The sequence below is a fragment of the Mycobacterium sp. IDUB_28 genome, assembly GCF_055419285.1.
This window is the reverse complement of the sequence record NZ_JBVAXK010000001.1, coordinates 175,116-202,025: the sequence shown is the minus strand read 5'-3', so window position 1 is coordinate 202,025 and position 26,910 is coordinate 175,116. Positions and strand designations below refer to the sequence as shown.

Sequence of the window (26,910 nt, the reverse complement as noted above, 5' to 3'; positions counted from 1 at the left end):
CGGAGGTCAGCCCGAAGTCGCCGCTTCGTGCAGCCACCTCGATGACTCGGCAGCAGCCGCAACCGACGGTCAACGACGACCAAATTAGGCGAGGGGTTCAGGTAATGGTTGATCAACTCCAGCATGCAACCGAAGCGTTGCGAAAGGCGCTGGTGCAGGTTGAACGCCTGAAGCGCACCAACCGCACGCTGCTGGAGCGGTCGAGCGAGCCGATCGCCATCATCGGAATGTCCTGCCGATTCCCCGGCGGCGTGGATTCCCCGGAGAAGCTGTGGCAGATGGTGGCCGATGGCCGCGACGTGATCTCCGAATTTCCCACCGACCGCGGGTGGGACGTCGGCGCGCTGTTCGACCCTGACCCCGACGCGGCCCACAAGACCTACGCGAACACCGGCGGCTTCGTCGAAGGCGTCGCCGACTTCGATCCCGCCTTCTTCGGAATCGCACCCAGCGAGGCGCTCGCGATGGATCCCCAGCACCGGATGCTGCTAGAGCTGTCCTGGGAGGCTCTCGAACGAGCCGGCATGGATCCGAGCGGACTACGCGGAACCGCGACCGGAGTGTTTGCCGGGATCATCGCACAGGGTTACGGCATGTTTGCCGAGGAGATCGAGGGCTACCGACTGACCGGCATGACATCCAGTGTCGCCTCGGGGCGGGTGTCGTATGTGCTGGGTCTGGAAGGTCCGGCGGTGTCGGTGGATACGGCGTGTTCGTCGTCGTTGGTGGCGTTGCACATGGCGGTGCAGTCGTTGCGGTCGGGGGAGTGCGATCTGGCCCTGGCCGGCGGCGCGACCGTCAACGCCACCCCGACCGTGTTCGTGGAGTTCAGCCGACACCGCGGCCTGGCTCCGGACGGACGCTGCAAGGCCTACGCGGGCGCGGCTGACGGGGTCGGATGGTCCGAGGGCGGCGCCATGCTCGTGGTGGAGCGGCTTTCGGATGCGCGGCGGTTGGGGCATCCGGTGTTGGCGGTGGTGCGGGGTTCGGCGGTCAATCAGGATGGTGCGTCGAATGGTTTGACGGCGCCGAATGGTCCGTCGCAGCAGCGGGTGGTGCGTGCGGCGTTGGCCAATGCGGGGTTGTCGACTGCTGATGTGGATGTGGTGGAGGGTCACGGTACCGGTACCACGTTGGGTGATCCGATCGAGGCGCAGGCGTTGCTGGCGACTTACGGTCAGGGTCGGTCCGGTCAGCCGCTGTGGCTGGGTTCGGTCAAGTCGAATATGGGTCATACGCAGGCTGCTGCCGGGGTGGCCGGTGTGATCAAGATGGTGCAGGCGTTGCGTCATGAGGTGCTGCCGGCGACGTTGCATGTCGATGAGCCGAGCCCGCACGTGGACTGGACGGCGGGATCGGTCGCGCTGCTCAGCGAGCCGCAGCCGTGGCCGGAGCGTGAGCAGGCCCGCCGTGCGGCGGTCTCGTCGTTCGGGATCAGTGGCACCAACGCGCACGTCATCGTCGAATCGGTACCGCCGGCCCCACCCCGGGAGCCCGATCCGGTGCGATCCGCGGTGCCGTGGGCACTGTCGGCCAAATCGGCGGCGGCCCTGCGGGCGCAGGCCGCCCGGCTGGCCGAGCACGTAACCGCCCACTCCGAACTGGATGTCGCCGACATCGGCTGGACGCTGGCGGGACGGACGTCCTTCGAGCACCGGGCGGTGGTGGTCGCCGATGACCGCGCTGGGCTGCTGAGCGGGCTGGCGGAAGTGGTGCAGGGGGACCTGGCCGGCACCGTCACCCAGGGTGTGGCCCGACCCGCCGGCAAGACCGTTTTCGTCTTCCCCGGCCAAGGCTCCCAGTGGGTGGGGATGGGTGTCGACTTACTCGATACGGCACCAGCTTTCGCCCGCCAGATCGAAGCATGCGCCGAGGTTTTCGCCGAATTCGTGGACTGGTCGTTGATCGACGTCCTGCGGGGCGCACCCGGTGCGCCCGGACTGGACCGGGTCGACGTCGTGCAGCCGGTGCTGTTCGCGGTGATGGTGTCATTGGCCGAGCTGTGGAAATCGCTCGGCGTCCGGCCCGACGCCGTGATCGGTCACTCGCAGGGCGAGATCGCCGCGGCCTGCGTTGCGGGCGCATTGTCATTACGGGACGCCGCCCGGGTGGTCACGCTGCGCAGCAAGCTGCTCACCGGTCTGACCGGTCCCAGCGGCATGGTGTCCATCGCGTGCGACCTGGATCAGGTGCGGGAGTTGTTGGCGCCGTTCGGTGATCGAGTCGACGTCGCGGCGGTCAACGGGCCGGCGGCCGTGGTGGTGTCCGGGGACGCCGCCGCGCTCGAGGACCTGATTGCGCTCTGCACGGATCGCGAGCTGCGGGTGCGACGCATCGACGTCGACTACGCGTCGCATTCGGCCGAGGTCGAGGCGATCCGCGAGGAACTCACCACCGCGCTGGCCGGGATCGAGCCTGCCTCGTCGCGCACCACGTTCTTCTCCACCGTCACCGGAAACCGGCTGGACACAGCCGAGTTGGATGCCGACTACTGGTACCGCAACATTCGCCAACCCGTCCAGCTGGACCAAGCGGTACGCAGCGCATCCGAACACGGGTTCCGGGTGTTCATCGAGTCCAGCCCGCACCCGGCGCTGATCGCCGGCATCGAAGGCACCCTCGACGACTGTCTGGCCGGCGACGCGGAGCCGACCGTGGTGCCCACCTTGGGGCGCGAAGACGGTGGGTTGCGGCGGTTCCTGTCCTCGGCGGCGTCCGCCTACGTCGCGGGGGTGGCGGTGGACTGGCGCGGCGCGCTGGACGGTGCCGGTTTCGTGGAGTTGCCGACGTATGCCTTTGACAGGCGGCGGTTCTGGCTGTCCAGCGAGGCCTTTGACGCCGACGCTTCCGGTTTGGGACTGGTCGCCAGCGAACACCCGCTGATGCGCGCGGTGGTCGAGTTGCCGGCCTCGGGTGGGGTGGTCCTGACAGGTCGCCTGTCGCTGACCTCCCAGAGTTGGCTCGCCGATCACGCCGTGTCCGGGATGGTGGTGTTTCCCGGGACCGGATTTGTGGAGTTGGCGATCCGCGCCGGCGACGAAGTCGGCTGTTCGGTGGTCGACGAGCTGACCCTGCGATCGCCGTTGGTGATCCCCGCCGCCAATCCCATTGCGGTGCAGGTGGTTGTGGGTGCCGCCGCCGAAGAAGGCGGGCGGCGCAGCGTCTCGATCTACTCCCACGGCGACGTCGACGGTGCCTGGGTGTGCCACGCCGAGGGAACGCTGAGCGCCGGCGACGCCGAGCCGGGGGCCGATCTGTCGGTGTGGCCGCCGGCGGGTGCCGTCCCGATCGACGTCGCAGACGGCTACGAGCGGCTGGCCGAGCACGGTTACGGCTACGGTCCGGCGTTTCGCGGGTTGACCGCGTTGTGGGCCCGGGGCGAGGAGTTGTTCGCCGAGGTGAGTCTGCCGGAAACGGCGGGTGGTTCAACGGGTTTCGGGGTGCATCCGGCGTTGCTGGACGCCGCCCTGCACGCGGCGGTGCTGGCCAACCCGGCCGCCGAGGTCCTGCTGCCGTTCTCCTGGCAGGGCGTGTCGTTGCACGCCGCGGGTGCTTCTGCGGTGCGGGCCCGGATCGCGCCGGTCGGGCCATCGGCGGTGTCGGTCGAGCTGGCTGACGGGTTGGGTCTACCGGTGTTGTCGGTCGCGGCCATGGCGGCCCGTCCGATCACCGAGCAGCGGCTGCGGGCGGCGGTCGCCGGGGCCGGACCGGACCGGCTGTTCGAAATGGTCTGGGCGCCGGCCGCCTCTGTGGGTGCCGAGGTGCCGACCTTCGAGATCTTTGAATCCATTGCCGAATCCGTTGGCGCAGAAGACGACCCGGTGACTGCAAGCTACGAACGCACCCATCGCGCGTTGGCTGCGGTCCAGGCTTGGCTGACCGACCAAGAATCCGGAACGCTGGTGGTCGCGACCCGACGCGCTGTGGCGTTGCCGGGAGAAGACATCACCGACCTGGCGGGCGCGGCGGTGTGGGGTCTGGTGCGCTCTGCGCAGACGGAGAACCCCGGGCGGCTGGTCTTGGTTGATTCCGATGCGCCGCTTGACGATTCGACGATAGTCACGGCATTGACGGTCGGTGAGCCCCAGGTGGTGCTGCGCGAGGCGCAGGCCTACACGCCGCGGGTGCGCGCCAGTCGTGCCGTCGACGGCATCTTGGAACCGCCCAACGACGGCCCGTGGCGGCTGGGACTCAGCAGTGCCGGCACCTTCGAGAACCTGCGTCTGGAACCGGTGCCGAACGCCGACGCGCCGTTGCAGCCCGGTCACGTCCGGGTCGCCCTGCGCGCCATCGCGGCCAACTTCCGCGACATCATGATCACGTTGGGCATGTTCACCCATGAAGCGCTGCTCGGTGGCGAGGGCGCGGGCGTCGTCGTCGAAATCGGGCCCGGCGTCACCGATTTCGCGGTCGGCGACTCGGTGTACGGATTCTTCCCCGACACCAGTGGCACCCTGGTTCCCGGCGACGTCCGACTCCTGCTGCCGATGCCTTCGGATTGGACATACGCCGAAGCGGCCGCCATCTCCGCCGTCTTCACCACCGCGTGGTTCGCGTTCGTGGACCTCGCCGCTGCCAAGCCCGGGCAGCGGGTCCTGATCCATGCCGCCGCCGGTGGGGTGGGCATGGCTGCCACCCAGCTGGCTCGGCACCTGGGCCTGGAGGTGTTCGGCACCGCCAGCAAGGGCAAGTGGGACACGCTGCGGGCCATGGGTTTTGACGATGATCACATTGGCGATTCGCGCAGCCTGGAGTTCGAGGAGAAGTTCCGCAGCATCACCGGTGCGGCCGGATTCGACATCGTGCTGGACTCGCTGGCCGGCGAATTCGTCGACGCGTCCCTGCGATTGGTGGCCCCCGGCGGTATCTTCCTGGAGATGGGCAAGACCGACATCCGCGACCCGGGTGCGATCGCACAGCAGTATCCGGGTGTGCGCTACCGGGCCTTCGACCTATTCGAGCCCGGCCGTCCTCGTATGCACCAGTACATGCTCGAACTCGCCGAACTCTTCGACGCCGGCGTGCTGCGGCCACTGCCGGTGACGACGTTCGACGTGCGCCGTGCCCCGGCGGCACTGCGTTATCTGAGCCAGGCGCGCCACATCGGCAAGGTCGTCATGATGCTGCCCGATGTGTGGGCGCAGGGCACCGTGCTGATCACCGGCGGCACCGGGATGGCCGGTTCGGCCCTGGCGCGCCACGTCGTGACCCGGCACGGGGTGCGCCATCTGGTGCTGCTCAGCCGGCGCGGCCCGGATGCACCGGGCGCCGCGGAACTCACAGCCGAACTGGAGGCTGCGGGTGCCCAGGTGCAGGTGGTGGCCTGCGATGCTGCCGACCGGCCGGCGCTGGCCAAGGTGATCGCCGACATTCCGGTGCAACGGCCGCTGTCCGCGGTGATCCACGCGACCGGCGTGCTCGACGACGCCGTCGTCACCTCCCTGACACCCGAGCGGATCGATCCGGTGCTGCGTGCCAAGATCGACGCTGCCTGGAACCTGCACGAGCTGACGCGCGACCTCAATGTGGGGGCGTTCGTGATGTTTTCGTCGATGGCGGGCCTGGTGGGCTCGTCGGGGCAGGCCAACTATTCGGCGGCCAACTGCTTCCTGGACGCGTTGGCCGCCCACCGCCGCGCGCACGGACTGCCCGCCATGTCGCTGGGGTGGGGGTTGTGGGAGCAGGCCAGCGCCATGACCGGCGGGCTGGACGCTGCCGACCGGGCGCGCCTGGGCCGCGAAGGCGTGCTGGCGCTGTCCTCCGAGGAGGCGCTGGAGCTGTTCGACACCGCGCTGATCGTCGACGAGCCATTCCTGGCGCCCGCCCGGCTGGATCTGTCCGCACTGCGGGCACACGCGACCGCGGTCCCACCCATGTTCCGCGATCTGGTGCATGCATCGTCCCGCCGTCAGGTCGACGACTCACTGGCCGCCGCCAGGTCGAAATCCGCACTCGCGCAACGGTTGCAAAGCCTGCCCGAGTCTGAACAGCATGCCCTGCTGCTGGACCTGGTGCGATCGCACATCGCCACCGTGCTGGGAAATGTGACCGCCGAGGCCGTCGACCCCGACAAGGCGTTCCAGGAGTTGGGTTTCGACTCACTGACCGCGGTGGAAATGCGCAACCGGCTGAAAACCGCCACCGGGCTCTCGCTGTCGCCCACCCTGATCTTCGACTACCCCACGCCCAACGGCTTGGCCACCTATATCCGCACCGAACTCGCCGGTATGCCCCAGGAAGTCAAACACGTGCCCGCGGTGCGTGCGACGGGGGAGGATCAGATCGCGATCGTGGGCATGTCCTGCCGCTACCCGGGTGGAGTGGCTTCGCCAGAAGAGCTGTGGGACATGCTGATCCAGGGCCGCGACGTGCTCACCGACTTCCCGACCGACCGCGGCTGGGATCTGGCCGGTCTGTACAACCCGGACCCCGACGTCGCGGGCACCTGTTACACCCGCACCGGTGGTTTCGTGGACGGTGTCGCCGACTTCGATCCGGTCTTCTTCGGCATCGGGCCCAGCGAGGCGCTGGCGATGGACCCCCAACAGCGGCTGTTCCTGGAGCTGTCGTGGGAAGCGTTGGAGCGCACCGGGATTGATCCGGCGAAATTGCGGGGCAGCGCTACGGGCGTGTTCGCCGGGGTATACACCCAGGGCTACGGGATCGGCGCGACGCAGACCGCCGAGGGTTTCCGGCTGACCGGCCAGTCTTCCAGTGTCGCCTCGGGGCGGGTGTCGTATGTGCTGGGTCTGGAAGGTCCGGCGGTGTCGGTGGATACGGCGTGTTCGTCGTCGTTGGTGGCGTTGCACATGGCGGTGCAGTCGTTGCGGTCGGGGGAGTGCGATCTGGCCCTGGCCGGCGGGGTCACGGTGAACGCCACACCGGACATCTTCGTCGAGTTCAGCCGGATGCGCGGGTTGTCCGCCGACGGCCGGTGCAAGGCGTTCGCCGGGGCCGCCGATGGCACGGGTTTCTCCGAGGGCGGCGGCATGCTGGTGGTGGAGCGGCTTTCGGATGCGCGGCGGTTGGGGCATCCGGTGTTGGCGGTGGTGCGGGGTTCGGCGGTCAATCAGGATGGTGCGTCGAATGGTTTGACGGCGCCGAATGGTCCGTCGCAGCAGCGGGTGGTGCGTGCGGCGTTGGCCAATGCGGGGTTGTCGGCTGCTGATGTGGATGTGGTGGAGGGTCACGGTACCGGTACCACGTTGGGTGATCCGATCGAGGCGCAGGCGTTGCTGGCGACTTACGGTCAGGGTCGGGCGGGTCGACCGCTGTGGCTGGGTTCGGTCAAGTCGAATATGGGTCATACGCAGGCTGCTGCCGGGGTGGCCGGTGTGATCAAGATGGTGCAGGCGTTGCGTCATGAGGTGCTGCCGGCGACGTTGCATGTCGATGAGCCGAGCCCGCACGTGGACTGGACGGCGGGTTCGGTCGAACTGGTGACCCAGGCGCGGCCGTGGCCGGCCGAACCGGCATCGGGCCGGGTGCGGCGTGCAGGTGTGTCCTCGTTCGGGATCAGTGGCACCAACGCGCACGTGATCATCGAGTCCGCGCCGGCTGTGGAAGTGGTCGACGCGGACGGGCCCAAACCGGCGGTGGTGCCATGGGTGGTGTCGGCGAAGTCGGCCCTAGCGCTGCAGGCGCAGGCCGCTCGCGTGGCCGATTACGTCACCGCCCACGCCGAGCTGGATGTCGCCGACATCGGCTGGAGCCTGGCGGGACGGTCGTCCTTCAAGCACCGGGCGGTGGTGGTCGGCGCCGACCGCGCAACGCTGCTGAACGGGCTCGCCGAGGTAGCGCACGGCGACCCGGCCGGCACTGCCATCCAGGGTGTGGCCCAACCCGGCGGCAAGACCGTCTTCGTCTTCCCCGGCCAAGGCGCCCAGATCCTGGGCATGGGCCGGGAATTGCACGCCACCTACCCGGTGTTCGCCGCGGCGTTCGACACCGTCGTCACCGAGCTGGATCGCCACCTGCTGCGCCCGCTGCGCGAGGTGATGTGGGGCACTGACGAAAACCTGCTGAATACCACGGAATTCGCGCAACCGGCGTTGTTCGCCGTCGAGGTCGCACTGTTCCGGCTGCTGGAATCCTGGGGTGTGCGAGCCGATTTCGTGATGGGCCACTCCGTCGGTGAGCTCTCGGCCGCCCATGTCGCCGAGGTGCTGGCACTGGAGAACGCCGCGGTCCTGGTCGCCGCACGCGGCCGGTTCATGCAGCGCCTCGACGCCGGCGGTGCCATGGTGGCGATCCAGGCCACGGAGGACGAAGTCCGTCCGCGCCTCAGCCCGGAGGTCAGCATCGCCGCCGTCAACGGCCCCGCCTCGGTGGTCGTCTCCGGCGCCGCGGCAGGGGTGGCCGCGGTCACCGAACACTTCCGCGCCGAGGGCCGCCGCGTGCACCAACTCGCGGTGTCGCACGCCTTCCATTCCCCGCTGATGGACCCGATGATCGACGAGTTCGGTGCGGTCGCGGCCGGACTTCCGGTCGGGCCGGCCAAGATCGCGGTCATCTCGAACCTGACCGGAGAACTCGTCGGAGACGACTTCGGCTCCGCTGCCTACTGGAAACGGCATGTCCGCGAATCGGTTCGCTTCGCCGACAGCGTCCGCTTCGCCCAATCGTCCGGCGCGACAAGGTTCCTCGAAGTCGGTCCCACCGGCGGTTTGACGGCCGCCATCCAGGAGTCACTGCCCGACGTCCCCGTCACCACCGTCTGTGCGCTGCGCAAGGACCGGCCCGAGCCGGTGACGCTGACCACTGCGGTGGCACAGGCTTTCGTCGCGGGCTCCCAGGTGGACTGGCAGGCCGTGCTGGGCCGTGCCCACTTCGTCGAACTGCCGACGTACGCTTTCGAGCGGCGCCGATTCTGGTTGTCCAACGGGACCGCCAACGTCGACGCGGCCGGTCTTGGGTTGACCGCCGGTGAACACGCGTTGCTCGGCGCCGTGGTCGACCTGCCGTCGTCGGGCGGAGTGGTGCTCACCGGTCGGCTGTCGTCGGCCACGCACGGCTGGTTGAAAGACCACGCCGTGGGTGGCGTGGTGATCTTCCCCGGCGCCGGTTTCGTGGAGCTGGTCATCCGCGCCGGCGATCAGGTCGGCTGCTCGATGGTCGACGAACTCACTTTGGCCGCACCGCTGCTCGTGCCGGAGGCAGGTTCGGTGGCGGTGCAGGTCGTCGTCGATGCCGCCACCGACACCGGCTCGCGTGCGGTATCGGTGTTCTCCCGCGCGGAGGGATCGGGATGGCTGCTGCACGCTGAGGGAACGGTCAGTTCAACACCCGCGCAGGGCGGTACCGATGTGACGGCGTGGCCGCCGGCCGGGGCCCAGCCGGTGGACATCGCAGGAACCTACGAGCGGCTCGCCGAATGCGGGTACGGCTATGGTCCGGGCTTTCAGGGCCTGACCGCGATGTGGCGTCGCGGTGAGGACCTGTTCGCGGAGGTGACGTTGCCGGACGCGGCCGGGGTGTCGCCGGCAGGCTTCGGGGTGCACCCGGTGCTGCTGGACGCGGCGCTGCACGCGCTGATCGCCGGCGACGACGCCGCACTCGAGCGCAGCGACGGAGTCCTGGTGCCGTTCGCCTGGCAGGGCGTATCCCTGCACGCCGCCGGTGCGTCAGCGGTGCGGGCCCGCATCATACCCACCGGGCCGTCGTCGGTGTCGCTGGAACTGACTGACGCGCTGGGGTTGCCGGTGTTGTCGGTGGCCTCGATGGTGGCCCGCCCGGTGACCGAGCAACAGCTCAAGGCGGCGCTGACGGGTGCCGGCGGCGACCGGCTCTTCGAGGTGGTCTGGTCACCGTCGCCGACGGTCGCGGCGACGAGCATTCCGCCGTACCAGGTCTACGAATCCACCCCCGCCGTTGGTGCCGGCCTCGCCGGTGTCTACCGCGCCACCCACGCGGCGCTGCGCGCCGTCCAATCGTGGCTGGCCGAGCACGAATCGGGGGTGCTGCTCGTGGTCACCCGCGGTGCGGTGGCGGCGCCCGGCGCGGATGTCGAGGATCTGGCCGGTGCCGCCGTCTGGGGCCTGGTGCGTTCGGCCCAGACCGAGAACCCGGGCCGGATCGTGTTGGTGGACACCGATGTACCCATCGGTGACGACGAGGCAGCTGCCGTCCTGGCGGTCGGAGAGCCGCAGGTGTTGCTGCGTGACGGCGTCACCCACATCGCGCGGGTGCACGGCAGTCGCGCGGTGCGCGCGCTGCTGACACCACCTGCCGACGGGCCGTGGCGGTTGGCCATGAGCACCGCGGGCACCTTCGATAACCTGCGCGCCGAACCGCTTCCCGACGTCGGCGACCCGTTGCCGCCGCGTCAGGTGCGGATCGCCACCAGCGCAATGGCCGCCAACTTCCGCGACGTGATGATCGCGCTGGGGCTCTACCCTGACCCGGATGCGGCGATGGGCGTCGAAGCCTCCGGCACGGTGATCGAAACAGGTTCGGATGCAAGCTGTTTCGCTGTCGGTGACCGGGTCGCCGGACTGTTCCCGGAGGGGACCGGAACCGTGGCCACCACCGACGAGCGGCTGTTGATCGGCATACCGGCAGGTTGGTCGGATGTCGAGGCGGCCACCGCCCCGGTCGTCTTCGCGACCGCGTACTACGCACTCAGAGTGCTGGCCGACGTGCAACCCGGCCAGCGGCTGCTGGTGCACGCCGCCGCGGGCGGCGTGGGCATGGCCGCGGTGCAGCTGGCCCGGCACTGGGGCGTGGAGGTCTTCGCCACCGCCAGCCGGGGCAAGTGGGACACCCTGCGCGCGTTGGGCTTCGACGACGATCACATCGCCGATTCGCGCAGCCTGGAGTTCGAGGGCAAGTTCAGTGCTGTCGCTGCCGCGAATGGCAGGGCCGCGGGATTCGACGTCGTGCTGGATTCGCTGTCCGGTGAATTCGTCGACGCCTCCCTGCGACTGGTCGCGGCGGGCGGGATCTTCCTGGAGATGGGCAAGACCGACATCCGCGATGCCGCCACCGTCGCCGAACAGCACCCGGGAGTGCGCTACCGCGCCTTCGACCTGTTCGAAGCCGGACCCGACCACATCCAGCAGCTGCTGGCCCAGCTGGCCGCGCTGTTCCGAGCGGGCGTGCTGAAGCCGTTGCCGGCCACCACGTTCGACGTGCGACGCGCACCCGCGGCGTTGCGCTACCTCAGCCAGGCCCGCCACGTCGGCAAGGTCGTGATGACCATGCAGTCGACCCTGGCAGAAGGCACCATCCTGATCACCGGCGGGACCGGTATGGCGGGTGCTGCGCTGGCCCGCCATCTGGTGCACCGCCACCGCGCAGGTCACCTGCTGTTGGTGAGTCGGCGCGGGCCGGACGCTCCGGGCGCGCTGGAATTGACCGCCGAGTTGACCGCCGCCGGCGCCGACGTGCAGGTAGTGGCCTGCGACGCCGCCGATCGGGACGCGCTGGCCCGGGTCATCGGCGACATCCCGGCACAGCATCCGCTGTCGACGGTGATCCATGCGGCGGGAACATTGGACGATGCGGTGATGACGTCGCTGACACCGGAGCGGGTGGACGCGGCGCTGCGGGCCAAGGTGGACGCGGCCTGGAACCTGCACGAATTGACCCGCGACCTGAAATTGTCGGCGTTCGTGATGTTTTCCTCGATCGCCGGCCTGGCGGGCGCATCCGGGCAGGCCAATTACGCGGCCGGCAATTCGTTCCTGGACGCGCTCGCTGCCCACCGGCACGCGCAGGGCCTGCCCGCCGTCTCCCTCGGCTGGGGGTTGTGGGAACAGTCCGGCGGTTTGGCTGCGGGGTTGGGGCAGGCCGATCTGGCCCGCTTCGCCCGGGACGGAATCGTGGCGATGTCGTCGCAGGAAGCGCTGGAATTGTTCGACACCGCAGTCATTGTCGACGAGCCGTTCCTGCTGCCCGCCCACATCGACCTGGTGGCGCTACGGGCCAAGTTCGATGCGGGAACGCTGCCGCCGATGTTCGTCGACCTGATCAATGCGCCGGCGCGCCGCCAGGTCGACGACTCGCTGGCCGCCGCGAAGTCGAAATCCGCGCTGCTGCAACGGCTGGAGGGACTGGCCGAGGATGAGCAGCATGCCTTACTGCTGGATCTGGTGCGTTCACATATCGCCACCGTGCTCGGTAGCGGCACACCTGAGTCCATCCACCCGGACCGGGCCTTCCAGGAACTGGGCTTCGATTCGCTGACCGCGGTCGAGATGCGCAACCGACTCAAAGCTGCCACCGGTCTGCCGCTTTCGCCGACGCTGATTTTCGACTACCCGAACTCGGCGGCCCTGGCCGGCTACTTCCACCGCGAGCTGCTCGGCACCGACGGGCAGGAGGACCGGGCGACAGCAGCGCCCGGCGAAGAGGAGCTGCAGCGGGTCGTCGCGTCCATCCCCGTCAAACGGCTGCGCCAGGCCGGCGTGTTGGATCTGTTGCTGGCGCTGGCCGACGAAACCGCGAGCGCCGGCAACGGCGCGGTTCAATCCGGCCAGAAGGACATCGCCGAGATGGACCTCGACGACCTGGTCAACGCGGCATTCATGGACGACGACGAATAGTGGCGATTAAGTGAGGATTGCCGTCACCGGGGCCGGCGGAGTGCTGGGCCGCGGCCTGGTGACCGGGTTGCTGAACCAGGGTCACCAGGTCATCGGTATCGACCGCCGGCGGCCCGAGAGCTGGCCCGCCGCAGCTGAATTCGTTACCGCTGAGAGCCGCGACGCCACGGTGCTGCGGCGTGCCGCCGCGGGAGCGGATGTCGTCGTGCTGCTCGAGCTGGCGCCCGAAGGCATCGTCGATGTGGTCGCGGCCGGAGCCCAGCGCATCGTGTTCGTCTCCTCGGCGCAGGTCTACGGCGATGCGACCGGACCGGTGACCGAGGACGCCGCGGTCAATCCGGTAACTCTGGCCGGTTGGCGATCGGCGCAGACCGAGGCGGTGCTTGCCGCGTCCGGCACGCCGTGGGTGGCGATCCGACTGCCGCTGGTGGTGGGCCGCGGCGTCGACGATGAACTGCGCCGGCTCGCCGCGCGCCCGGTGCTGCCCGTCGCCTCGACCGACCGGCGAGTGCAGGTGGTGCACACCGATGATGTGCTGCGGCTGCTGACGCTCGCCGTACTGGGCGACGAAAAGTGCTCCGGCGCAATCCATCTGGCCGCAGTCGGTTCGCTGACGTGGCGTCAGTTCGCGGCGGCGCTGGGACGTCCGGTCCTGCCCGTCGGCGCCAGGCTCGCCGCCCTCGGGCGTCGGGCCATGCTGCCGGACGCGGCGCTGCTGGACACCTCGCGGTTACATGACGCCTGGGGATTCACCCCGGCTTGGACCGCCGAAGAATGCCTGCAGGATTTCGCGCTGGCGGTGCGAGGCCGAGTCGCGGTGGGCCGGCGGGTGTTCGCGCTACCGTGGCGGCTGGCCCCCGTCCAGGACCTGCCCGCCGTCGACACCCCCGCCGACGACGGCGTGGTGCCCCGGCTGGCCGGCCCCGCCGGTGACAACGGCGAATTCGACACCCCGATCGACCCGCGGTTCCCGACCTTCCTGGCCACCAATTTGTCCGAGGCGCTACCCGGTCCGTTCTCGCCGTCGTCGGCATCGGTGACGGTGCGGGGATTGCGTGCCGGCGGGGTGGGCATCGCCGAACGGCTGCGGCCCGGTGGGGTGGTGCAGAAGGAAATCGCGATGCGCACCGTCGCGGTGTTCGCGCACCGGCTGTACGGGGCCATCACGTCGGCGCACTTCATGGCCGAAACAGTGCCGTTCGCCAAGCCCGCCACAATCGTCAGTAACAGCGGATTCTTCGGTCCCAGCATGGCGTCGCTGCCGATCTTCGGTGACGAACGTCCGCCGTCGGAGACGAATCCGGTGCGCCGGCAGCTGCGCACCGTGCGCAATATCGGCGTGTTCGGCGTCAACCTGGTGGGACTGAGCGCCGGTTCGCAGCTGGACACCGATGACTACCTCGCCGACGTGCAGCGACTGGAGCAACTGGTCGGCGACGACGTGACCCGGCTCGGTGATCGCCGGCTGCGCAGCCTGATCCTGCTGGCCCGCGACCACGTGGTGCACGGCTGGCTGCTGGCCTCCGGGTCGTTCATGCTGTGCGCCGCGTTCAACGTCCTGTTGCGGGGGCTGTGCGGTCGGGAGGCCGCGCCGACCGCCGGACCGGAGCTGGTCAGCGCCCGATCCGTCGAAGCGGTGCAGCGGCTGGTGGCGGCCGCGCGGCGTGACCCGACGGTGCTTCGGGTGCTCGCCGAACCCGGTGCGCGGCTGGGCAAGCTGGCCGTCGAGGCGCCGGAGTTTCATGCCGCGGTGTTCGCCGAGCTGGCACTGATGGGCCACCGTGGCCCGGCCGAGGTCGAGATGCTCTCCACGAGCTACGCCGACGATCCCGAGTTGCTGGTCAGGATGGTGACCAAGGCCCTCGACGCCCCGCCCGCTCCCACGCCCGAGCATGCGTCGATCCCGTTGCACGCCAAGCCCGTTGCGGTGTTGGCAGCCCGCCAGCTGCGTGACCGCGAGGTACGGCGGGACAGGATGGTGCGCGCCATCTGGGTCCTTCGTGGGCTGCTGCGCGAGTACGGACGCCGGATGGTCGAGGAGGGTGTGTTCGGATCCGTGGACGATGTGTTCTACCTGTTGGTGGACGAACTCGACGCGTTGCCCGCGAATGTGGGTGATTTGGTGGCCAGGCGCCGCGCCGAGCAACGCCGGCTGGTGGCCGTCGTCCCGCCGACCGTGTTCAGCGGAACCTGGCAGCCCACCACCTCGTCGGCGGCGATGCTGGCCGGCGGGGACACGCTGCGCGGCGTCGGCGTCTGTGGTGGCCGGGTGCGCGGCCGGGTGCGCATCGTCCGTCCGGAGACCATCGACGACCTGCAACCGGGTGAGATCCTGGTCGCCGAGGTCACCGACGTCGGTTACACCGCCGCGTTCTGCTACGCCGCCGCGGTGGTCACCGAGCTCGGCGGCCCCATGTCGCACGCAGCCGTCGTGGCCCGCGAGTTCGGGTTCCCGTGTGTGGTCGACGTGCGGGACGCCACCCGGGTGTTGCCGGCCGGGGCGCTCGTCGAGGTCGACGGCACGACGGGCGAAATCCACCTGCTCGAACTCTGATAGCGCTACTCTGTGCTGCACGTCCGCCGGGATCCGGGGAGGTGCGCCGATGTCGTCCGTGGTTACCATGCCTGAGACGATGGCTGCCGCCGCGGCGCAGTTGACGCGGCTGGGGTCAATGGTCAACGCGGCCAACGCAATTGCCGCGTCCCCGACACTGGAGGTGCTCGCGGCGGGCGCCGATGAGGTGTCTGCCGCCATTGCGGCGGTGTTCGGCCGCCACGCGCTGGGATACCAGTTGGTGAGTGCGCAGGCCGCAGCTTTCCACACCGAGTTCGCGGCGGCGCTCGCCGGGGGTGCCGCGGCGTATGCGGGGGCCGAGGCGGCCGCCGCGGCGCCGCTGACCGACCTGCTGAACCTGATCAACGCGCCGTTCCAGTTGATTTTGGGCCGCCCGTTGATCGGCAACGGCGCCGACGGCGCGGCCGGGACCGGCGCCGACGGTGGGGCCGGCGGATTGTTGTTCGGCAACGGCGGCGCCGGCGGGTCGGGCGGCGGGGTTCATCCCGCCGGTGGCCGGGGTGGTGCGGCGGGTTTGCTCGGCAACGGCGGCACCGGGGGTGCGGGGGCGGTCGGCGCTGTCGGTGGTTCCGGCGGAAACGGTGGCTGGTTGTTCGGTAACGGCGCGACCGGGGGCGCCGGCGGGGACGCTCCCGCCGGGATCGGTGGGCTCGGCGGCGCCGGCGGCCAGGCGATGCTGTTCGGGGCGGGCGGCACCGGCGGTGCCGGCGGCTTGGGTGCCAACGGCGGCGGCAACGGTGGAGCCGGCGGTTGGGGTGGTCTGCTCGTCGGCAACGGAGGCGCCGGCGGCCCGGGCGGACTGGCGACGGCGGCAGGTAACGGCGGGGTGGGCGGCGCCGGCGGCAGCGCCTGGTTGATCGGTGACGGCGGCGCCGGTGGGCACGGCGCCGCGGTCACGGCAGCCGCGGACACCGGCGGGCTCGGTGGTTTCGGCGGCGCCGGCGGTAACGGCGGATTGTTGCTGGGCAACGGCGGCAGTGGAGGCGGCGGCGGGACCAGTGCAGCGGGCGGCGTCGGCGGCGCCGGCGGGCTGGGTGGCAGTGCCGGGTTGATCGGCGCGGGTGGTGCCGGTGGCGGCGGCGGACTGGGCGGCGGGCACTTCAGCGAAAACGGCGGCATCGGGGGCAGCGGCGGTGCCGGTGGCTGGTTGTTCGGCAACGGTGGTGCCGGGGGGTCCGGTGGCGACGCGTTGACCCAGGCGATCGGGGTCGGCGGCAACGGCGGTGCCGGCGGTGCGGGTGGTGCCGCCAGGCTGCTCGGCGAGGGCGGGATCGGCGGGGTGGGCGGTGCCGGCGCGCCCGCTGACAGCACGGGCGGTGCCGGTGCGCGCGGTGGTCGCGGTGGTTCCGGCGGCTGGTTGTTCGGCAATGGTGGGGGCGGTGGCCGCGGCGGTGCCGGGGGGTCGGCCGGTGCCGGTACCGGTGGGCCGGGCGGCAGCGGCGGCGACGGCGGATCCACCACGTTGATCGGTGACGGTGGCGACGGGGGAGCCGGTGCCGGCGGCGGCCCGGGTACGACCGTCGGCGCCAACGGGACCGGCGGGAACGGTGGCGTGGGCGGGTTGCTGTTCGGCAGCGACGGAACCCCCGGCGCATCCGGGTGACGGGTTAGATCGACCAGGTGTTCGGGTCGGGCGCAAAACAGAAGGCGGGGGCAGGCGGCAACGGTCGCCTCGGGTCATTGGAGATCGCGTCGATGACGAGCGCGAGATAGCGTCGCCACCCGTCGCTGGCTGGTTCCATCGTCGACAGCACGCCGTAGAGCATCGCGATCAACCGCGGCAAATCGTCGGCGACGACGTCGGACCGGATGCGGCCGACTCGTTGGCCGCGCCGGACCAGCTCGCCGAGTGCCTCGTTCAGGGTGTCAGAGACGTCCGGTGTCAGTGAGCCGGCCCGCCGCGCTGCGATCAACAGAGATTGTTCGCGGGCGCCGAGGGTGACCGCCGCCTCGATCAGCTGTGTCAGACCGCGCACTGGATCGGCACTGCGAACGGCGGCCTCGATGGCCGGGCCCAGGTTCTCGACGATGCTGTGGTCCAGGGCGGCCCGGACCAATTCGCCCTTGGTGGGAAATCGGCGGTACAGGGTGCGCTCGCCGACGCCAGCTCGACGCGCGACCGCCTCCACCGGCGCGTCCGGCCCGATCTCGCCGTAGACCTCCCGCGCGGCGCGCAGGATCCGCTCGACGTTGCGCGCGGCATCGGCCCGCAGCGTCGGCCGGTCCTGAACGGCTGTCACCGCTACAGGGTAACGGGCTGTTGACTGCCGGTGCGGGCAGCTCTACGCTCGGATAACTGACAGTCAACTGACACTTGTTGGGAATCATCGTTCATGGCAACAACTTCCGATGTCCGATCCGAACCGGACCTTCCGGTCATCCCGGTCCCGCGCTCGCCGCAGTGCCCGCTCACGCCGCCCGCCGAATTCGGCACCTGGCGAGACGAGGCCGGGCTACGCAAAGTCATGTGGCACGGTCAAGAGGCCTGGATGGTCAACCGGTACCAGGACATCCGGGCGGCGCTGGTCGATCCGCGGTTGTCAGCCGACACCATCCCCGATTTCCTCAAACCGCAGCACACCGAGAACGCGCCGATCATGTTCGCCCGGATCGATGATCCCGAGCACCATCGGCTGCGCCGGATGCTGACCAGCAATTTCACCTTCCGGCGCACCGAGGCGATGCGGTCACAGATTCAGCAACTGGTGGACCATTACCTCGACCGGATGATCAGCAACGGACCCCCGGCGGACCTGGTCCGCGACTTCGGGCTGCCGGTCCCCTCGCTGGTGATCGCGCTGCTGCTCGGCGTGCCGCCGGAAGACCTCGAACTGTTCCATCACCACACCACGGTCGGCCTGGACGTCAAGTCCTCCGACGAGGAAAAGGCACAGGCCTTCATGGCCATGTACGCCTACATTCAGGAACTCGTGGACCGCAAGGAACACGAACCCGGTGACGACCTGATCAGCCGCCTGGTCACCGACTACGTCATGACCGGACAGCTCACCCGCGAGACGGCGGGGATGAGCAGCGTCATCATGATGCAGGCCGGTCACGAAACCACGGCCAACATGATTTCGCTGGGAACGGTTGCGCTACTCGAGCATCCCGATGTCTATCGTCGCCTGGGGGAGACCGACGATAAGGCGGTGATCGCCAACATCGTCGAGGAACTCATGCGCTACCTGTCCATCGTGCACAGCCAGGTGGATCGGATCGCGACCGAAGACTTCGAGCTCGGTGGTCAGCTGATCCGCGCCGGAGATGCGTTGCTGATGAACCTGCCCGCCGGGAACTGGGACGAGACGTTCGTCGACCATCCAGACGATCTCGATGTCGATCGAAATACCCGCGGCCACTTGGGCTTTGGTTACGGTGCGCACCAGTGCATCGGAGCGAACCTGGCCCGGGTCGAGATGCAGGTCGCGTTCGCGACGTTGGCGCGCCGACTGCCCGACCTGAAACTTGCGGTGCCGGCAGCAGAACTGCGGTTCAAGGAATCCGACATCTACGGCATGAAAGAGCTACCGGTCAGCTGGTGACGGTCAGGGGCAGTTGAAGGCAACCCCGACACCCTCGGGCGCCGGCACCGAACTCAGGCACCCGAACGGTTCGATCCCCGCGGCGCTGAACCGAGCCGCGGACTGATGGGCGTAGTTCACGCAGAACAAGCCGACTTGGTCTGCGCGGCAACGAAAGTCGTCAAACGCCACCGAGGCTCCGTTGGCCAGTTCGGCTCCGGTACCGTTGAGGAAAGGTCCCGGATCGGCGCGGGCGGAGCCGACCTGCAGGTGGCTGCCGTCGAAATCGACCCAGCCGCCTTTCCACTCACCGTAGGCGGTCTCGGGTCGGGGCGGGGGGTTGGTGAGCTCGACCAGACAGGACAGCAGACCGGCGGTGTGCTTGGCGTCGGTCGTGCATTTCGCTTTGCCCCCCGAGGCACTGAACGCGGTGTCCGCACCGATCTTGTAGCCCGTGGCTTCGGCGGGGCGACCAGCTTCGATCCAGGCGATCACGGCAGCGACCGGAGCGCCGGCAGCAGGTACCGCCGCCGACGGCGGGTTGGCTTGTGACGGAATCTTGGTCACGGTCGAACTGGCCGCGCTGCTGGTCTGCGAAGGACCGGCATGGTCCCCACCGGTCTGCGAGCAGCCGGCAACCAGCAGTGTCACTGCCACCAGCACGGCGTTGCGCATTCCGACAGGTTATCCGCCGCGCCCAGAGATTCGGGCTTCGGTGCGCACTATGTACGTAGTGTCGGATACCGTCGGTCTATGCATGAGCGCACTGTCCGCGCCCGCACCACCGCCGGCACCGTCGAAGGCTTCACCCGCAACGGCGTCAACCGGTGGCGATCCATTCCCTACGCCCGGCCACCGGTAGGCCCGCTGCGCTACCGCGCGCCCCAGCCCGCGCAGCCCTGGTCCGGGGTCCGGCACTGTCACGGGTTCACCAACTGCGCACCGCAGCAGCGTCGCTATACCCTGCTTGGTGTCGGCAGGTACCAGCCGATGAGCGAAGACTGCCTCACCCTCAATGTCGTCACTCCCGAACAGGGGCACGACGAACCGTTGCCGGTCATGGTCTTCGTGCACGGCGGCGGCTACATCCTGGGCAGTTCGGCTACCCCGATCTACGACGGGGCCGCGCTGGCCCGGCGCGGCTGCGTCTACGTGTCGGTCAACTACCGGTTGGGCGCCCTCGGTTGTCTGGACCTGTCGGCGTTGTCCACCGCGGATGTCACCATCGACAGCAACCTCTACCTGCGCGACCTGGTGCTGGCGTTGCGCTGGGTCAAGGACAACATCGCCGGGTTCGGGGGTGACCCGGACAACGTGACGATCTTCGGGGAGAGCGCCGGCGCGCACATCACTGCGACACTGCTAGCCGTTCCCGCCGCCGCGGGACTGTTCCAGCGGGCGATCTCGGAGAGCCCGGCAGCCGGTATGACGCGTTCGCAGGAGGTCGCCGCCGAGTTCGCCGACCGTTTCGCCCAGCTGCTCGGCGCGAACCGCCAGAATGCGGCCGAGGCGGTGATGCGGGCGTCGGCAGCCGAGTTGATCGACACGCAGCACCGGCTCATCGATCAGGGCATGCAACAGCGGCTGGGTGCCTTCCCGATCGGTCCGGTCTTCGGCGACGACGTTGTGCCGGTCGATCCGATCGAGGCGATGCGGTCCGGCCAGGCGCACCAGGTCCCGCTGATCGTGGGCACCAACGCCGACGAGGGACGCCTGTTCACCCGCTTCCTCGGCATGTTGCCGACCAATAAGGCGATGGTCGAAGCGCTGCTCGCCGACTTGGAACCCGCTGCGCGCGAACGCATTACCGCCGCCTACCCCAGGTATCCACATTCCTCGGCCTGCATCCAGCTGGGTGGTGATTTCGCGTTCAGTTCCGCGGCCTGGCAGATCGCCGAGGCGCACGGCGCGCACGCGCCCACGTATCTGTACCGGTACGACTACGCGCCCCGGACGCTGCAGTGGTCGGGGTTCGGCGCCACGCACGCCACCGAACTGTTCGCCGTCTTCGACATCTACCGGACCCGGTTCGGCGCGCTGCTGACCGCCACCGGCGATCGGCGTCCCGCACTCAAAGTCAGCAACCAGGTACAACGGCGCTGGCGGGCGTTCAGCCGTACCGGGGTACCGGGGGACGACTGGCCGGTCTACACCCACGCCGACCGTGCCGTGCTGGTGATCGACCGGAAAACCCGCGTCGAGTTCGATCCGCATCAGCACCGCAGACTGGCCTGGGACGGCTTCTCCCTGGCACGCTGACCGGTATGGCGTCTCCCTACACAGACCAGGCTCTCGAGCGACCCGGCGACCTCACTGCCGAGTGGCTGACCGCGACGCTGCGCGCCGGTACCGTCACCGACTTCACCGTCGAACGCATCGGCACCGGCCAGATGAGCGAGTGCTACCGCATCGCGCTGACGTACGCCACCGACGCCACCCCCGATGTCGACCGCCCGCAATCGGTGGTGCTCAAAGTCGCCGCCACCGACCCGGTGAGCCGGCAGACCGGCCTGGCGATGGGACTCTACGAGCGCGAAGTCCGGTTCTATCGCAGCATCGCACCGCGCCTGGGTGGGGCGATCGCGCCGTGCTACCACGCCGCTGTCGACGTCTCGACCGGGATCTTCGATCTGTTGCTCGACGATGCTGGTCCCGCCACTGCGGGTGATGAAACCGCCGGTGCCACAACCGATCAGGCGTTGCTGGGGGTCACTGAGCTGGGCCGGTTGCAGGGCCCCCTGCTGGGGGATGCGACCCTGGCTGACGCGCAGTGGCTCGACCGGGATTCGCCGCTCAACCAGGCCATGGTCAGCGCGTTGTACGCCGACTTCGTCACCCGGTACGGCGACCAGATCGCACCGGAACATCGTGAGGTCTGCGAGCGCCTGGTGGGATCGTTCGACGGATATGTGGCCGAAGAAGCCGCCCGCGGCGGAATTCAGGGCCTGGTGCACGGTGACTACCGGCTGGACAACATGCTGTTCGGCGCCCCGGGCGCCAACCGGGCGCTCACTGTCGTCGACTGGCAGACCGTCTCCTGGGGTCCGGCGCAGACCGATCTGGCCTACTTCCTGGGCTGCGCCCTGCCGGTGGCGGACCGTCGCGCCCAGTATGAGGACCTGCTGCAGGCCTACCATCAGGCGCTGGGGCCGCAGTCACCCATCACCTTGGCAGAAGTCCGGGAAGGTGTGCGCCGGCAGAGTTTCTTCGGCGTGATGATGGCGATCGTCTCGTCCATGCTGGTCGTGCAGACCGAACGCGGCGACCGCATGTTCATGACGCTGCTGCAGCGGCACTGCCAGCACGTGTTGGATACCGACGCGCTGGCCACCCTGCCCGCCGCGGCGGTGCCGGAACCGCTACGACCTTCGCCGCAGGACGAACTCGCCCACGCCCCCACCGACGAACCGTTGTGGAGCGAGAGCTGGTACGCCGATTTCGTCTGCGCGGCAGAAGGATTGGGGGGCTGGTTTCGTCTCGGCCGGATAGCCAACGAACAGCAGGCCTGGATACAGGCACTGCTGTGTGGGCCTGAGCTGCCTACCGTCGCCGTCGACTGCACAGTACCGCTACCGCAAGACCCGTGGCGGGCGCGAACCGAGACCCTCGAACTCACCCACGCAGCCGACGAGCACCTGCAGACCTACCGGGTCGACCTGCGTGCACAAGGGCAGTCCTATGCCGACCCGTCGGCGTTGCTGCGCGGCGAGCCGGGCGAGCCGGTCGAGGTCGCGATGGACCTGGTCTGGACGACCGTCGGAATCCCCTACCAATACCGGCTGACCGCCCGATATGAGATCCCGTGCACCGTCACAGGTGCCGTCACCGTCAAACATGCTCGCTACCAGCTGGATTCGGTGCCAGGACAACGCGACCACTCCTGGGGGGTGCGCGATTGGTGGAGCATGGACTGGATGTGGAGCGCGATACACCTGCAGGACGGCACCCACCTGCACGGCTTGAGTCTGCAGATACCGAACACGCCGCACATCAGTATCGGCTACGCCCAGGACGCAGCGGGCGGCATTGTCGAGCTGAGCACCGTGACAATTCGAGAAGCGTTCGGCGTCAACGGTTTACCGGAGGACACCACGTTGACGCTGGAACCGGTTGGGATCACCGCGGCCGTTTCGGTGCGCGCGCACGCACCGGTACGGCTGACCGCCGTCAACGGACGAGTGAGCCAGTTCCCGCGGGCCTGGGTCGAGGTCACCACCGCCGACGGCCGCAGCGGCGTCGGCTGGATGGAATGGAACCGCAGCCGCGTCGAACCGGCTCCGTGAGCCGCGTACGCGGTCCGATAGTCGTGATGGGCGTATCCGGATCGGGCAAGACGACCGTGGGCGCCGCGCTGGCGCAGCGAATGGCGGTGCCGTTCCTGGACGCCGACACCCTGCACCCGCCGGCCAACATCGCGAAGATGCGTGCGGGTGAACCGCTGACCGACGCCGACCGGCACCCCTGGCTGGAACGCGTCGGCGCCTGGCTCGCCGAACACGGCGACGGCGTGGCCGGCTGCTCGTCGCTCAAACGCAGCTACCGCGACCAACTACGCAAACACAACGACACGGCACGGTTTCTGCACCTGCACGGCACACCCGAGCTGATCGCCGCACGCCTGCAGGCCCGGTCCGCCCACTTCATGCCGGCCGCATTACTGCAGTCGCAATTCGACGCCCTGGAGCCGCTGGCCCCGGACGAAAGCGGTGTCGTGGTGGAACTCAGCGAGCACCAGGACGTCGAGACGATCGTGACTGCGTTCCTTGCTAACGACGCCAGCGCTTGCGACGACTGCTGAGCTCGTCGTCGATCCGGTCCCGCGCCGTCTCTGCGAGTTCGTTGCCGCGCGCGACCGCCCGATCGGCGAGTTCGCTGCCCCGGTGCGCGGCACGGTCGGCGAGTTCGCTGCCCCGGTGCGCGGCGCGGTCGGCGAGTTCGCTGCTGCGTGCCGCCGCCCGGTCGGCGATCTCGGCACCGCGGTGCCGGGCGGTCTCGGCGAGCTCGAGACTGCGCGCCTGCGCGGTGTCGGCCAGTTTCTTGCTGCGCTTGCGGGCCTTCTTGGCATACGGCGCGCTCTTCTCGACCGCAGTGCTGGCCAGCTCTTCACTTCGTTTGCGCGCTTTCTTCGCATACGGTGCGCTCTTCTCGGCGGCGGTGCTGGCCAGTTCGCGGCTGCGCTCCAGCGCGGCTTCGGCGAGCGGTGCGCTCTTCTCCGCGGCGGTGCTGGCCAGTTCGCGGCCCCGCTCCAATGCGGCTTCGGCGTACGGTGCGCTCTTCTCGGCGGCGGTGCTGGCCAGTTCGCGGCTGCGCTCCGCCCCGACCTGCAGGCCGTGCACGATGCGCTCGGCCACGTCGGAGTCGAGCAGCGAGTCACTCGACCCGGACACCCGCTCGGAGAGTCGCTCGGCCGCCCGTCGGCCCCGCCAACCCAACGACGGCTTACCCGCGGTGTCGGCGGAGGCGATGATCAGCCCGCCCAGCAGGCTCACGTCGCCCAGGAAGGCACGCCGCTTCTCGGCCTTGCGCTCGGGGTCGGTTTCGGTCCAGAACTGGTGTGTCCCAAGGTTGCCCGGAATGACTGTCAGAGCCAGCGCCGCCGACGCCAACCGCGGCAGCCGACCTGCGGCGAGCAGCACCCCGCCGCCGATCTGTACCGCCGCGTTGATCTGAGCGAACGTCTCGGGGTCAGACGGGATGTTGGCACTCACTGACTCGGGCAGCGCCTGCAAACCGTCGACGGTCGGTTGTGCGGCTTGAGCTGCGGGTTTCGGGTTAAGCAACGCCTCCACCCCTTGGCCGATGAAGACAGCTGACAACATGGGTCGCGCGATTCGTCGGATCAACATGGCCGCTGTGTTCCCCGGCCGGACAGCCCACAAACCGCCGGATTCATGCCAATCCACCCCGACTCCCGAGCACCTACCAGCACCAGTCCGACGACGCTAAGGTTTACTCGTGCGGGCGCTCATCATCGTCGACATGCAGAACGATTTCTGCGAGGGCGGAGCTGTTGCGGTCACCGGTGCACATGCGCTGAGCCTGGCGATCAACGAGTACCTCACCGCCCATTGCGATTACGACCACGTCGTCGCCACCAAGGACTTTCACATCGACCCCGGCGACCATTTCTCCGACCATCCTGATTACGCCTCGTCCTGGCCGCCGCACTGCCGCGCGGGCAGCCTGGGCGCGGAATTCGACGCCGCCCTCGACACCGGCCCCATCGAGGCGGTCTTCCGCAAAGGCGCCTACGCGGCGGCGTACAGCGGATTCGAAGGCGTCGACGAAATCGGGACCGCACTGCTGGATTGGCTGCGCCTGCGCGACGTCGACGCGGTCGACGTGGTCGGTGTCGCCACCGATCACTGTGTGCGGCACACCGCCTGCGACGCGGCCAGGTCCGGCTTGACCACCACGGTGCTGCTGGGTCTGACTGCCGGCGTATCGGCGGACGCCACCGCCCGCGCGCTGGCCGAGATGCGCACTGCCAGCATCGAGTTGGTCGGGAGCCGCTGATGGCCACGCCGGACCGAGCTGAACTGCTGGCCACTGTCGAGCGGTCGCCGCAGGCGGTGGCTGCGCACGACCGCGCCTCCTGGGTGCAGGTTTTCGCCGCCGACGGTCGCATCGAGGACCCGGTGGGATCGACTCCGCACGTCGGGCACGACCAGATCTATCGTTTCTACGACACCTTCATCGGTCCGCGGGACATCACGTTTCATCGCGACCTGGACATCGTGGTGGGCCACACCGTTCTGCGCGATCTCGAACTCGAAGTCGGGATGGGACCGGCGGTCACCATGCGCATTCCGGCCTTCCTGCGTTACGACCTGCGCAAGGTCGGCGATCAGTGGCAGGTGGCCCGGCTGCGGGCGTACTGGGAGTTGCCGGCAATGATGCTGCAGTTCCTCAAGTCAGGGACGCGCGCCCTGCCACCGGGTGTGAACCTGGCCCGGGGATTGCTCGGCAATCAGGGTCCGCTCGGCACCGTCGGCTTCATGGCGGGTTTCCGTCGGGTCGGCGCGCGGCACAAGAAGTTGCTGGAGAACTTCCTCGGTGCGCTGGCACGGGGTGAGCAGGGCGTCGCGTCCCGGGCGTTGGCGGCCACGGCCACCATCACGCTGGGTGACGAGGAGGGCATCGACCTCGCCCAACTCGTCGACCAACTGCGGGATGCCAAGTGGACCAAGGTGATCGGGGCCGGGCCAACCGTGGCGGTGTCGATCGACACCCGCCGCGGACGCGGCATCTTGTTCGCCGACGTGGCATGGCGCGGCGACCGGATCAATCAGATCCGTTACTTTGCAGCTTGATTCACCGTGTCCGGCCACTCATTCGCGCGGCGCCGACTGTCGACACCTCTGCCGCGAGGGTGAAAGCGGCGACGCGCCCACGGCGTGTCCCGTCGTGAAATTCACGATCGGCAAGAACTATTGCCGGGTGATGGATCGCTATGGAACCGATGTCCTGGCCGGAGGTGCGCGGCGCAAACCCCGCTCTGTAGAACACCCCGTCGAGACGGGCATGGTCGTCGAGGACGCCCAGACCGGCTACGTCGGCGCGGTGGTCCGCGTCGAGTACGGCCGCGTCGACCTCGAGGACCGGCACGGCAAGACCCGCGGTTTCCCACTGGGTCCGGGTTTCCTGCTGGACGGCCAACCGGTGATCCTCACCGCACCGCGCCGGGCAGCACCGGCCCCGCCTGCGCGGACGGCGTCCGGGTCGGTCGCCGTGCCGGGCGCGCGGGCCCGGGTGGCGCGTGCCAGCCGCATCTACGTGGAAGGCCGCCACGACGCGGAGCTGGTCGCCCAGGTGTGGGGTGCGGACCTGAAACTCGAAGGTGTGGTCGTCGAATATCTGGGCGGGGTCGACGATTTGGTAGGGGTCGTAGCCAAGTTCCGGCCAGGTCCCGGGCGCCGGTTGGGGGTGCTGGTCGATCACCTGGTCGCCGGGTCGAAAGAGTCGCGCATCGCCGAGGCTGTGCGACAAGGCCCCGGCGGCGCCGACACCCTGGTGGTCGGGCATCCCTTCGTTGACATCTGGCAGGCCGTCAAACCGCAGCGGCTGGGCCTGGAGTCCTGGCCGACGGTGCCGCGGACCATCGAGTGGAAGTGCGGGGTCTGTCAGGCGCTCGGCTGGCCGCACGCCAACCAGGCCGACATTGCCCGGGCCTGGCAGCGGATCAGGTCCAGGGTGCGCGACTGGAACGACTTGGAGCCGGCGCTGATCGGCCGCGTCGAAGAGCTCATCGACTTTGTGACGTAGC

13 protein-coding genes are annotated in these 26,910 nt (G+C 69.1%); 10 read left to right on the top strand and 3 right to left on the bottom strand.

Translation table 11 applies throughout. The features are described 5' to 3' along the window. Positions 1–104 precede the first annotated feature (104 nt). Genes ACZYZ9_RS00955 through ACZYZ9_RS00945 form a run of 3 tightly spaced genes read left to right on the top strand, consistent with a single transcriptional unit; the run spans position 105 to position 16,723 of the window. Positions 105–12,545, top strand: a complete 12,441-nt coding sequence (locus ACZYZ9_RS00955; RefSeq protein ID WP_463824372.1) for a type I polyketide synthase — start codon at positions 105–107, stop codon at positions 12,543–12,545. Positions 12,546–12,555: 10 nt separating this feature from the next. Next, complete coding sequence (locus ACZYZ9_RS00950; protein WP_463824371.1) at positions 12,556–15,099, top strand: PEP-utilizing enzyme; 2,544 nt, start codon at positions 12,556–12,558, stop codon at positions 15,097–15,099. Between the two features lie 49 nt (positions 15,100–15,148). Beyond that, positions 15,149–16,723: a PE family protein gene (locus tag ACZYZ9_RS00945; RefSeq protein ID WP_463824370.1), complete on the top strand. Its 1,575-nt coding sequence runs from the start codon at positions 15,149–15,151 to the stop codon at positions 16,721–16,723. A gap of 4 nt (positions 16,724–16,727) precedes the next feature. Here the strand turns inward: ACZYZ9_RS00945 and ACZYZ9_RS00940 are convergent, their stop codons facing one another. After that, positions 16,728–17,360 (bottom strand): TetR/AcrR family transcriptional regulator, encoded by a 633-nt coding sequence (locus tag ACZYZ9_RS00940; RefSeq protein ID WP_463824369.1) that lies wholly within the window; start codon positions 17,358–17,360, stop codon positions 16,728–16,730. Positions 17,361–17,453: 93 nt separating this feature from the next. On the opposite strand from ACZYZ9_RS00940, the gene ACZYZ9_RS00935 reads away from it, so the two are divergent. Beyond that, positions 17,454–18,665 (top strand): cytochrome P450, encoded by a 1,212-nt coding sequence (locus tag ACZYZ9_RS00935; RefSeq protein ID WP_463824368.1) that lies wholly within the window; start codon positions 17,454–17,456, stop codon positions 18,663–18,665. Positions 18,666–18,668: 3 nt separating this feature from the next. On the opposite strand, the gene ACZYZ9_RS00930 is transcribed toward ACZYZ9_RS00935, so the two are convergent. Then, positions 18,669–19,319, bottom strand: a complete 651-nt coding sequence (locus ACZYZ9_RS00930; protein ID WP_463824367.1) for a hypothetical protein — start codon at positions 19,317–19,319, stop codon at positions 18,669–18,671. Positions 19,320–19,397: 78 nt separating this feature from the next. Between ACZYZ9_RS00930 and ACZYZ9_RS00925 the strand changes: the two genes are divergently transcribed. Genes ACZYZ9_RS00925 through ACZYZ9_RS00915 form a run of 3 tightly spaced genes read left to right on the top strand, consistent with a single transcriptional unit; the run spans position 19,398 to position 23,442 of the window. After that, positions 19,398–20,903, top strand: coding sequence for a carboxylesterase/lipase family protein (locus tag ACZYZ9_RS00925; protein ID WP_463824366.1), 1,506 nt, complete (start codon positions 19,398–19,400; stop codon positions 20,901–20,903). Positions 20,904–20,908: 5 nt separating this feature from the next. Then, positions 20,909–22,927: a DUF7064 domain-containing protein gene (locus ACZYZ9_RS00920; RefSeq protein WP_463824365.1), complete on the top strand. Its 2,019-nt coding sequence runs from the start codon at positions 20,909–20,911 to the stop codon at positions 22,925–22,927. 26 nt (positions 22,928–22,953) lie between these two features. After that, entirely contained in the window at positions 22,954–23,442 is a 489-nt protein-coding gene (locus ACZYZ9_RS00915) for a gluconokinase (RefSeq protein ID WP_463824364.1), read from the top strand. Here ACZYZ9_RS00915 and ACZYZ9_RS00910 read toward each other — a convergent pair. Next, positions 23,411–24,490 (bottom strand): DoxX family protein, encoded by a 1,080-nt coding sequence (locus ACZYZ9_RS00910; RefSeq protein ID WP_463824363.1) that lies wholly within the window; start codon positions 24,488–24,490, stop codon positions 23,411–23,413. The genes ACZYZ9_RS00915 and ACZYZ9_RS00910 overlap by 32 nt on opposite strands. Before the next feature lie 109 nt (positions 24,491–24,599). On the opposite strand from ACZYZ9_RS00910, the gene pncA reads away from it, so the two are divergent. The 3 genes from pncA (at position 24,600) to ACZYZ9_RS00895 (ending at position 26,909) form a co-directional block, all read left to right on the top strand. Continuing rightward, a complete protein-coding gene (pncA, locus tag ACZYZ9_RS00905) occupies positions 24,600–25,160 on the top strand; it encodes a pyrazinamidase PncA (protein ID WP_463824362.1) in 561 nt (186 codons plus the stop codon). Next, entirely contained in the window at positions 25,160–25,957 is a 798-nt protein-coding gene (locus ACZYZ9_RS00900) for a nuclear transport factor 2 family protein (RefSeq protein WP_463824361.1), read from the top strand. Before pncA ends, ACZYZ9_RS00900 begins: the two co-directional genes overlap by 1 nt. Before the next feature lie 127 nt (positions 25,958–26,084). Continuing rightward, positions 26,085–26,909 (top strand): DUF3097 domain-containing protein, encoded by an 825-nt coding sequence (locus ACZYZ9_RS00895; protein WP_463824906.1) that lies wholly within the window; start codon positions 26,085–26,087, stop codon positions 26,907–26,909. Position 26,910: the final 1 nt, after the last annotated feature.